This window comes from Flavobacterium sp. A45 (assembly GCF_002001005.1).
GTDB lineage: Bacteria > Bacteroidota > Bacteroidia > Flavobacteriales > Flavobacteriaceae > Flavobacterium.
Window position 1 is genome coordinate 1 of sequence record NZ_MUNX01000138.1, and the last position, 10532, is coordinate 10532.

The window sequence follows — 10532 nt, forward strand, 5'->3', positions numbered from 1 at the left end:
ATGTAAATGTATAACTTTTTATTTTTAGTTTAAACAAAGGCTTTATTTTGGATTTTTGAGTAGTAATTTGCACTTTAACGGCTTGTTAACATAAGTTTGTTGATAAAGTTGTATTTTTATGAGTAGTAATCTTTAAATTTAATTAAAATGTCAAATAATACTGGAAATACAATTGTTGCTATTTTGGTTGGTGCAGCTATAGGCGCAGGTGTTGGAATTTTGTTTGCACCAGATAAAGGATCCAAAACTAGAGAAAAGCTTAAAGATGGTTTTGATGATGCCAAACACAATCTTCAGGATAAATATCATGAGGTATCGGAAAAATTAGTTGGAAAGGCAAAGGAATTAATAGGTAAAGATGATATTGATGGTAATTATCAAAATATAGTTTCTTCATTAAGTCATAAGACTGAGGATGTTATTTCCTTTTTAGAAAATAAATTAGCAGAACTTAAATTAAAAAATGCTAAATTTCAGAAATAAATTAAGCATCTATGGCTTTTGATAAAATAAAAGAAAACACAGAGAATATTCAGGAACAAGCACAAGCTTATTTTGAGAGTACAGCTTCATATTATAAATTGTGGGGTTTTAAGGTTGCAATGAAATCTACCACAATGATTTTGAAGTTTACTTTGATTTTATTGTGTTTTAGTATGGTCTTGTTATTTGGCTCTTTAGCTGCCGCACTTGCAATTGGCACTTATTTTGATAGTTATGCTATAGGGTTTCTGGTTGTTGGAGGATTTTATTTAATTATAACTTTCCTTTTATTTTTAGTTAAGGAAAAAGTTATTGAAGGACCAATTTTAGAAAAATTTTCAGAAATCTTTTTTAACGATTAATCATGGAGACTAAAAAATATTCATCCTATGCAGCAATTGATCGAGATCTTGAAATCTTAAAATTGGAAAAAGAGATTAGTTATCAAAAATTAGTTTTAAGTATTCAAAGAACTAAAGATGAAATAACTCCTGAAAATATTGTTAGTGGTTTTTTGGCTCCCTATAAAGAAGCTATTCCAAATCAATTACTTTCAATTATTAAATCAGTGGTTCCGTATATTATAAGTTATTTTATTAATAGAAAAAGAGGCGATTAAGCCTCTTTTTTTATATAAATTTTATGTAGTTATAATTCTGTTTCAGGTTCTTCTAGTTGATTTGGTAATTGGGGTGTTTCATCTGATTGCGATGGTTTTGCTTTCGATTTTGGTTTGTTTTTCTTCATCATTTCGGCAACTTGGTTTGATGCCGCGAAAGAAGCAACCATATTATTCAACATATCACTTCCAGCTTGCGGAGAATTTGGTAGTAAAATTAGATTCGAATTGGTATCTGCTCCAATAGATTGTAACGTATCATAATGTTGTGTTACAACTATCAAAGCTGATGCTTCCTGTGAATTGATACCCACTTTATTCAATACATCAACACTTTCCACAAGTCCCCTAGCGATTTCTCTACGTTGATCAGCAATACCTTGACCTTGTAAACGTTTACTTTCTGCTTCTGCTTTTGCTTTTGCTACGATTCTGATTCTTGATGCTTCAGCTTCATATTCGGCCACTGTTTTTTCTCTATCTGCCGCATTGATTCTGTTCATTGCATTTTTTACTTGGATATCTGGATCAATATCTGTCACTAAAGTGTTGATTATGGTATATCCATAAGTAGTCATTGCTTCATTCAATTCTCTTTTGACAGCAATTGCAATATCATCTTTTCTCTCAAAAACATCATCCAAAATCAGTTTTGGAACTTCGGCACGTACGACATCAAACACATAAGAAGTGATTTGATCGTGTGGATATTCTAATTTGTAAAAAGCATCGTAAACCGTTTCTTTAACTACCATAAATTGTACTGAAACTTTTAGTTTTACAAATACATTGTCTTTGGTTTTGGTTTCAATGATAACATCCAATTGTTGAATTTTTAAATTCACGCGTCCAGCAATTCTATCAATCATCGGAATTTTGAGTTGTAATCCAGATTGTCTGATACTGTGGAATTTACCAAAGCGTTCCACGATGATACTCGTTTGTTGTTTTACTGTAAAAAAGGAGGAAAGAAAAATTATCAATCCGAAAAAAATTAGAATAGCTAAAGGAATGTTCATGGTTAATGTTTTAAGTTAATGTATGTTATACGTAAGAATAAGTTTAAAGTTACATAGTGAGATTCACTTTGTTTATATCTTTTAATATAATGCTAATTTTTAATCATTGGTTTATAATTTGTTAACAATCATAAGTTTCTATAAGGTTATTTTTGATAAAAATTGCAAACTCCCCAAAATGAAACATTTTTACCTATTAATTCTATTTCTTAGTATGAATTCTTTTGCGATTGAACCATTTCAAAATTTTATTCTTACTAATTCTGGTTCAAAAATTACTATTAAGCCCAATTTCTTTAGAATTGATTCCTCCGAAAAAGTTATTTATTACAAAGTATCAACCTCTGAAGTTGAAAGCAGGATGAGTTTTAAAGATTTTGATTATATTCTGATTGGGAAGAATAAATTTAAGACTTATAAACTAAATAATTCAAAGGAGATAAATGGTTATTTTGTTCTTTCTGATACAGATTCAAAATCACTTATACTTTCTTCTAGATCTGAAGAAGAAAGTAATGTTGTTCATTATGTTTTTTATGTTATAGATTCAAAAGGCAGTATCCTTGATAGTCTTGAATTTGATAATCAGAAAAAGGCTAAATCAGTTTTGATAAGAGCCGATATTTTTTCTAAAATTCAATTCTATTTTCGAGACTGTAATATGTTAATGAATCGCATTTCTACATATGACAATACTTCTTTAGAAAATCTTAATCTAAATATTTTAGGTTTTTTTAATTCACCTCTTTATATCGAATGTCTTTAAAAAAAAAGCTCCCAAATTATTGGGAGCTTTTGGTTTTATAATGTTGATATTGCTCTTTGCAATCTTGAAATTGTTTCTTGTTTTCCAATGACTTCAACAATATCGAATAGGTGAGGGCCTTTGAGTGCACCAACCAAACTCAAACGAAACGGCTGCATTACCTTGCCCATTCCAATTTCGTTTTTGGTCATCCAATCTTTCACGATGGTTTCAATATTTAGAGAAGTAAAATCGCTTATTTCTTCGATTACCGATATTAATTCTTGCATCAAAGCAGGAGTTTCAGCTTTCCAATTTTTACTTGCTTTTTCGTCATAACTTGTTGGTGCAATAAAAAAGAAATCACTCATTTCCCAAAACTCTGAAATAAAGTGTGCTCTATCTTTAATCAAAGAAACAATTTTAGTCATTTCAGCCAATGAGTAATATCTGTTAAGATGTTTTAATTCAATAATCTTAGAGAATTCTTCTGCTAAAACGAGATCATCTTTTTTCATTAAATACTGATGATTGAACCATTTGTTTTTCTCAGGATCAAATTTAGCCCCCGATTTATGAACTCTATTTAAATCAAATTTTTCAATTAATTCTTCTAAAGAAAATAACTCTTGTTCAGTTCCATCATTCCAGCCTAATAAAGCCAAGAAATTAACAACTGTTTCGGGAAAAAAACCTTTTTCTCTGTATCCGGATGAAATACCTTCTTCGGTTTTCCATTCCAATGGAAATACTGGGAATCCCATTTTATCTCCATCACGTTTTGATAATTTACCGTTTCCAATTGGTTTTAAAATCAAAGGTAAATGTGCAAATTCTGGGGCATCCCAACCAAATGCACGATATAACATTACGTGTAATGGCATAGATGGCAACCATTCTTCTCCACGAATAACGTGTGATGTTTCCATTAAATGATCATCAACGATATTAGCCAAATGATAGGTTGGCATTCCATCACTTTTGAATAATACTTTATCATCCAAAAGATTGGTTTCAAATTTCACATCTCCACGAATGATATCTTGCAAATGCAACGTTTCATTTATTGGAGTTTTAAAACGAATAACGTAATCTTCATTATTAGCAATTCTTTTAGCTGTTTCTTCTTTAGAAACCACTAATGAAGTGTCTAACTTTTCACGATTATGATGATTGTAGATGAATGTTTTTCCTTCTGCTTCGTGTTGTTTTCTATGAGCGTCTAATGCTTCAGCTGTATCAAAAGCATAATAAGCATTACCTGATTCTATTAATTGATCAGCATATTGTTTGTAAAGAGGCTTTCTTTCACTTTGTCTGTATGGTCCAAATTTTTCATTTTTTCCAACAGTTTCTGATGGTGCTATTCCTAACCATTCTAAGGCTTCCATTATATATTCTTCTGCACCTGGAACAAATCTATTTTGGTCGGTATCTTCTATTCTTAAATAAAAAGTTCCTCCATTTTTTTTAGCAAACAAATAATTAAATAAAGCGGTACGTACTCCGCCAATATGTAAAGGTCCTGTCGGACTTGGTGCAAAACGCACACGAACTGGTTTAGACATTATTGTAAATTTTTTGCAAATATACAATTTCAATTTGTCGTTTGGTATTTGTAAATAGTGTTTCTTCAACACTTTAATATTATGTTTTATTTACCTTTTAGTAAGCATTAAAATTATTACTTTTATTGGTTATTATATTAATTCAGTAATTTTGGAAAAGTCATATTCGATACATCAAAAGTTAGAAGCTTTTATAAAGAAGTATTATACAAATGAATTAATTCGAGGCATTATTTTTTTTATAGGCCTTGGGTTAATCTATTTCCTTTTTACGCTCTTTATTGAGTATTTCCTTTGGCTAAAACCTAAGGGAAGGATATTGTTGTTTTGGTTTTTTATTACTGTTGAATTATTCTTGTTACTTCGTTTTATATTATTTCCAATTTTTAAAATATTAAAATTCAAAAAGGGAATTGATTATACTCAGGCCTCTGTTATTATTGGAAGTCATTTTTCGGAAGTGAATGATACTTTGACTAATTATTTGCAGCTTTCAAAGTCGGATGTTTCAGCTTATAATTCTGAATTATTATTAGCTTCTATCGAACAAAAAGCAAATTCTTTACGACTAATTCCTTTTGGAAAAGCTATAGATTTTAATACTAATAGAAAATATTTGCCATTGGCCATTTTACCTATTCTTTTTTTATTGTTCTTTTTTCTATCAGGTAATAGTCGAATTATTTCTCAAAGTTTGAATAGGGTAGTGCATTTTAATTCAACATTTTCTCCACCAGCTCCATTTAGATTCACAGTTTTAAATTCTAATTTGGTTACAGAACAGGGTAAAGATTTTGTTTTACAAATCAAATCAGTTGGAGCTGTAGTTCCTGAAAATGTTATGATTTTTATAGGTGATGAAAGTTATTATCTTGAAACTATTCAGCCAGGAGAATTTCAGTTTAAAATAGTTAAACCAATTTCTAATGTTTCTTTTCATTTAGAAGCTAATTCTGTTGTTTCACCAGATTATGTATTGAAAGTGATTGCTGTTCCTACTATTTCAAATTTTGAAATGAAGTTTGTTTACCCTAGTTATCTGAATTTGAAAAGCACAGTTGTAAAAGGAACAGGTAATGGTATAATTCCAGAAGGAACTCAAGTTACTTGGGTTTTGAATACTTATGCTACCCAAAATGTAGTTTGGAAAAATGATTTACAGTCTTTTCCGTTCGTTAAGTCTGATAATGCTTTTAATTTGACTAAAAATATTATTCAAAATACAGAATATCAAATAATTACATCAAATAATGAGGTAAAAAACTTTGAAAAACTGAATTATCAGCTGAATGTTGTGAAAGATCAGTTTCCAACTATCAATATTGCTAAGGCTCCTGATAGTTTGAGTGTAGAAAGTTCTTATTTTGTTGGCCAAGTTGGTGATGATTATGGGTTGTCTCGATTGCAGATTGTTTATTACGAATCTGGAAAACCTCTTAGTGCTAAACGTGGAACAATTGCTGTTAAGCACGATACTTTCGACCAAATTGTTTTCAACTTCCCAAGTAATCTTGATGTTGAGAAAGGGGTGAATTATGATTTTTATTTTGAGGTTTTTGATAATGATGCTATCCATCATTTTAAAAGCTCTCGTTCAACTGTGTTTTCAAACCGAATTTTATCTGATGAAGAGAAGCAAAACAATGCACTGCAAGAACAAAATAATGCGATAAACAGTCTACAGAAGACATTATCTAAACAAGACAAGCAGTTTTCTGAAATGGAAAAACTCCAACAGACAAATAAAGAAAAAGAAGGTTTAAATTTTAATGATCGTCAAAAGATTCAAGATTTCATCAAGCAACAACAAAAGCAAAATGAATTGATGAAAGAGTTTTCAAATAAAATGAAGGATAATTTAGATAAATCTAATCCTCAACAGAAAGATGAAACGAAGGAATTATTACAAAAGCGTTTAGAGAATACAGACAAGGAATTAGATAAAAACAAGAAATTATTGGATGAACTTAATGATCTAAATAATAAAATTAAAGATGAAGATTTTGTTCAAAAATTGGAAAAATTCAAACAAAACAGTAAGAGCCAAAACAAGAATTTAGCTCAATTAGTTGAACTGACCAAACGTTATTATGTCGAAAAAAAGGCAGAACAGTTAGCTGACAAACTTGATAAATTATCTCAAAAGGAAGATAAATTATCAGAGAATGATAAAGAAAATTCTGCTCAAGAGCAAAAGAAATTAACTGATGAGTTTGAAAAAATTCAAGAAGAATTAAAACAGTTAGATAAAGACAATGAAGATTTAAAATCTCCTATTGATATTCCGTCAGATTCGGTTAAAGAAAAAAGTATCAAAGAAGATCTTAATAAAGCAAATTTTGATTTACAAAACAACAATAAATCTAAAGCGAAACCGAGTCAAAAAAGCGCTTCTAAAAAGATGAAAGAAATGTCCAAAGCCATGGAGATGGCAATGGAAGAATCGAAAAAAGATCAGATAGAAGAAGATGTAAAGATGTTACGTCAAATATTAGATAATCTTTTGGCTTATTCTTTTTCTCAGGAAGATGTTATGAACCAATTCAAAGCAACTAAGTTGGGTTCTCCGTCGTTCAGCAAGTATATTAGAAACCAACAGAACTTAAAAACTCAGTTCAAGCATATTGACGACAGTCTGTTTGCCTTGTCTTTGCGCCAGCCAAAGATTGCAGAATCTGTTACCAAGGAGGTTGCCAATGTTCAATATAATATTGATAAATCGCTTGAAAGTTTGACAGAAACACAATTGCAACGAGGTTTGTCGCAACAGCAATATGCTATTTCTTCAGCAAATAAACTAGCTGATTTATTGAGCGATTCTTTAAATAGTATGCAAATGCAAATGTCAGGAAGTAGCGGAGGTAAACCTAAACCGGGTCAAGGTTCGGGTATGCAATTGCCAGACATTATTAAAAAGCAAGGAGAGTTAAGTGAGAAAATGAAGCAAGGAATGAAACCTGGTAATAAGCCCGGTGAAGGAAATAAACCTGGTGATGGCCAAAAAAGTGGTTCTCATTCTGGAAAAGGACAAGGGCAAAATGGGGACTCTGATGGTGATGGAGAAGGTGATGCAAAAGCAACTATGGATATTTATAAAGAACAAAAACAGTTACGTGAAGCTTTACAAGATGAGTTAAATAAAAAGGGTTTAGGCAACAATGGACAAAATGCTTTAGAGCAGATGAAGCAGTTAGAAAAGCAGTTATTAAACAAAGGTTTTAATAATGAAACACTTCAAAGAACTAACAATATTAAACAGGAACTTTTAAAATTAGACACTGCAATTCGCTTGCAAGGTGAGGATCCAAAGCGTCAGTCAGAAACGAATACAAAGAACTTTACTAATCAAGCAAGTCCGTTACCAAAGTCACTTTCAGATTATTTAAATAGCATCGAAATATTAAATAGACAATCGTTACCTTTGCGCTCGAATTTTAATCAAAAAGTTCAAGTTTATTTCAATAACAAATGATCGAATTTAATTACGAATCTGAATTTATTTTAGACAACGAAGAAGCTATTGCTGCTTGGTTAAGTGCTGTAATAGTATCGGAGAACAAGACACTAGGTGAAATCAATTATATTTTTTGTGATGATGAATATCTTCACAAGATTAATTTAGAATATCTGAATCACGACACATTAACCGATATTATAAGTTTTGATTACACAATGGGTAATGAAGTCGGTGGTGATATTTTTGTTTCCGTCGAAAGGGTTTTAGACAATTCCAAGGATTACAACACAAGTTTCGAAGACGAATTAAAGCGCGTGTTGGTTCACGGTGTTTTACACTATTGCGGATATAAAGATAAATCCGAAGAAGATGAAGCACTAATGCGTAGTAAAGAAAACGAAAAACTTGCAATGTTTCACGTGGAACAATAGATATAAATCTTTCAAAATTATATAAAAAAGCGATACGTTCCACGTGAAACATCGTTAAAAATTTTTATTTTTTTTCGAATAGAATGTTTCTTTCGGTTTGTTTTTTTTAAAACAAAACGATGTGTTTCACGTGGAACATTGTTTTTTTTAAGTTTTGATTTTTTATAAAGTTGGAATGTTTCACGTGGAACGAAATTTTAAAATTTCATAATTCCTTTAAAAAGGATTAATATTTAAGAAAATGTTTTTAGAAGAGTATGATGTAATTGTGGTGGGGGCAGGTCACGCAGGTTCAGAGGCCGCGGCAGCGGCAGCAAATTTGGGATCCAAAACTTTGTTGGTTACTATGAGTTTGCAGAACATTGCGCAGATGTCTTGTAATCCTGCAATGGGCGGAATAGCCAAGGGACAAATAGTTCGTGAGATTGACGCGCTTGGTGGATACTCTGGAATTGTTTCGGATAGAACTGCGATTCAGTTTAAGATGTTGAATAAATCAAAAGGCCCTGCGATGTGGTCTCCAAGAGTTCAGAGCGACCGTATGCGTTTTGCCGAAGAATGGAGAATGATGTTGGAAGGAACTCCAAATCTTGATTTTTACCAAGAGATGGTGAAAGGATTGATAATTGAAAATGGAAAGATAAAAGGAATTAAAACTTCGTTGGGAGTGGAGATTCGTTCCAAGTCGGTTGTTTTGACGAACGGTACTTTTTTGAATGGTTTGATTCATATTGGAGAAAAACAATTTGGAGGAGGACGTGCAGGAGAAAGTGCAGCGTTTGGAATAACTGAAGATTTGGTCAACGCGGGTTTTGAAGCTGGAAGAATGAAAACCGGAACACCTCCAAGAGTAGATGGAAGGTCTTTGGATTATTCTAAAATGAACGAGGAAAAAGGAGATGCGAAACCGGATAAGTTTTCATATTCTGATTTGACAAAACCATTAGAGTTTCAAAAATCTTGTCACATGACGTACACCTCGAATGAGGTGCATAATATTTTGAGGGAAGGTTTTGATCGTTCTCCAATGTTTAATGGAAGAATAAAAAGTATAGGGCCGAGATATTGTCCTTCTATTGAAGATAAAATAAATCGATTTGCAGATAAAGAACGTCACCAATTATTTGTTGAGCCAGAAGGTTGGAATACTTGTGAGGTTTATGTAAATGGTTTTTCAACTTCTTTACCAGAGGATATTCAATTTAAAGCCTTGCGTACAGTTGTTGGTTTTGAGAATGTGAAATTTTTTCGTCCCGGTTACGCTATCGAATATGATTATTTCCCACCGACGCAATTGAAACATACGTTGGAAACTAAATTGGTTGAAGGTTTGTATTTTGCAGGACAGATAAATGGAACTACAGGATATGAAGAAGCGGCTTCTCAAGGTTTGATGGCTGGAATTAATGCGCATTTAAAAGTTCACGAACAAGCGCCGTTAATTTTAAAAAGAGATGAGGCATATATTGGTGTTTTGATAGATGACCTGATTACAAAAGGAACAGAAGAACCATACCGTATGTTTACTTCAAGAGCGGAGTATAGAACTTTGTTGCGTCAGGATAATGCCGATTTTAGGTTAACACCACTTTCGTATGAAATTGGTTTGGCTTCTGAGGCTCGCTTGCGAAGAATGGAAATCAAATTAAAGGAATCTGAAAAGATGGTTGCTTTTTTCAAAGAAACAAGTGTTTCTGTTGCGGAGACAAATCCTATTTTGGAAGCAAAGGAAACTGCGTTGATTACTCAAGGAGATAAAATGTTTAAAGTTTTTTCCAGACCTCAAATCGATTTGGAAGATATTATGAAGTTTGAGAAAGTAAAGGAATATATTGCTGAAAACAATTTGGATCAAGAAATTTTAGAGCAAGCCGAGATTCAAGTTAAATATTCTGGATATATCGAAAAGGAGAGAAATAATGCTGATAAGCTTACTCGTTTGGAAGATGTCAAGATCCCAGAAAATTTTGATTACAATAAGATAAAATCGATGTCGATTGAGGCAAAACAAAAATTGAGCAAAATTCGTCCTGTAACTATTTCACAAGCTTCAAGAATAAGCGGTGTTTCTCCAAGTGATGTTTCGGTGCTTTTGATTTATATGGGAAGATAAAATTTTTTAATTCAGGTTTTAGAGTAATAGGGATTTTATCCTTTTGTTCTAAAACCTTTATTTTTTTATAAAAGAATAATTTTTATAGAAATTAAAT

General features: G+C 31.7%; 9 protein-coding genes. 7 read left to right on the plus strand and 2 right to left on the minus strand.

The window, feature by feature from the left end; all coding sequences use genetic code 11:
• Nucleotides 1-147: 147 nt before the first annotated feature.
• Genes B0E44_RS15955 through B0E44_RS15965 form a run of 3 tightly spaced genes read left to right on the plus strand, consistent with a single transcriptional unit; the run spans nucleotide 148 to nucleotide 1102 of the window.
• Nucleotides 148-483: a YtxH domain-containing protein gene (locus tag B0E44_RS15955; RefSeq protein ID WP_077377526.1), complete on the plus strand. Its 336-nt coding sequence runs from the start codon at nucleotides 148-150 to the stop codon at nucleotides 481-483.
• Between the two features lie 11 nt (nucleotides 484-494).
• On the plus strand, nucleotides 495-845 hold the full coding sequence (locus tag B0E44_RS15960) for a competence protein (protein WP_077377529.1): 351 nt from the start codon (nucleotides 495-497) through the stop codon (nucleotides 843-845).
• A gap of 2 nt (nucleotides 846-847) precedes the next feature.
• Entirely contained in the window at nucleotides 848-1102 is a 255-nt protein-coding gene (locus B0E44_RS15965; protein WP_077377532.1) for a DUF6327 family protein, read from the plus strand.
• Nucleotides 1103-1131: 29 nt separating this feature from the next.
• Here the strand turns inward: B0E44_RS15965 and B0E44_RS15970 are convergent, their stop codons facing one another.
• Nucleotides 1132-2121, minus strand: coding sequence for an SPFH domain-containing protein (locus B0E44_RS15970; RefSeq protein ID WP_077377534.1), 990 nt, complete (start codon nucleotides 2119-2121; stop codon nucleotides 1132-1134).
• 214 nt (nucleotides 2122-2335) lie between these two features.
• Between B0E44_RS15970 and B0E44_RS15975 the strand changes: the two genes are divergently transcribed.
• Nucleotides 2336-2887, plus strand: a complete 552-nt coding sequence (locus B0E44_RS15975) for a hypothetical protein (RefSeq protein WP_077377537.1) — start codon at nucleotides 2336-2338, stop codon at nucleotides 2885-2887.
• A gap of 35 nt (nucleotides 2888-2922) precedes the next feature.
• Here the strand turns inward: B0E44_RS15975 and gltX are convergent, their stop codons facing one another.
• Nucleotides 2923-4434: a glutamate--tRNA ligase gene (gene gltX / locus B0E44_RS15980; protein ID WP_077377540.1), complete on the minus strand. Its 1512-nt coding sequence runs from the start codon at nucleotides 4432-4434 to the stop codon at nucleotides 2923-2925.
• 841 nt (nucleotides 4435-5275) lie between these two features.
• Here gltX and B0E44_RS15985 point away from each other — a divergent pair.
• The 3 genes from B0E44_RS15985 to mnmG all read left to right on the plus strand — a co-directional run bounded on the left by B0E44_RS15985 (nucleotide 5276) and on the right by mnmG (nucleotide 10435).
• Nucleotides 5276-7906 (plus strand): hypothetical protein, encoded by a 2631-nt coding sequence (locus B0E44_RS15985; protein ID WP_254423310.1) that lies wholly within the window; start codon nucleotides 5276-5278, stop codon nucleotides 7904-7906.
• Nucleotides 7903-8322, plus strand: coding sequence for an rRNA maturation RNase YbeY (gene ybeY, locus B0E44_RS15990; RefSeq protein ID WP_077377546.1), 420 nt, complete (start codon nucleotides 7903-7905; stop codon nucleotides 8320-8322). The genes B0E44_RS15985 and ybeY overlap by 4 nt, the downstream gene beginning before the upstream one ends.
• Before the next feature lie 241 nt (nucleotides 8323-8563).
• Nucleotides 8564-10435: a tRNA uridine-5-carboxymethylaminomethyl(34) synthesis enzyme MnmG gene (gene mnmG, locus B0E44_RS15995; protein ID WP_077377549.1), complete on the plus strand. Its 1872-nt coding sequence runs from the start codon at nucleotides 8564-8566 to the stop codon at nucleotides 10433-10435.
• Nucleotides 10436-10532: the final 97 nt, after the last annotated feature.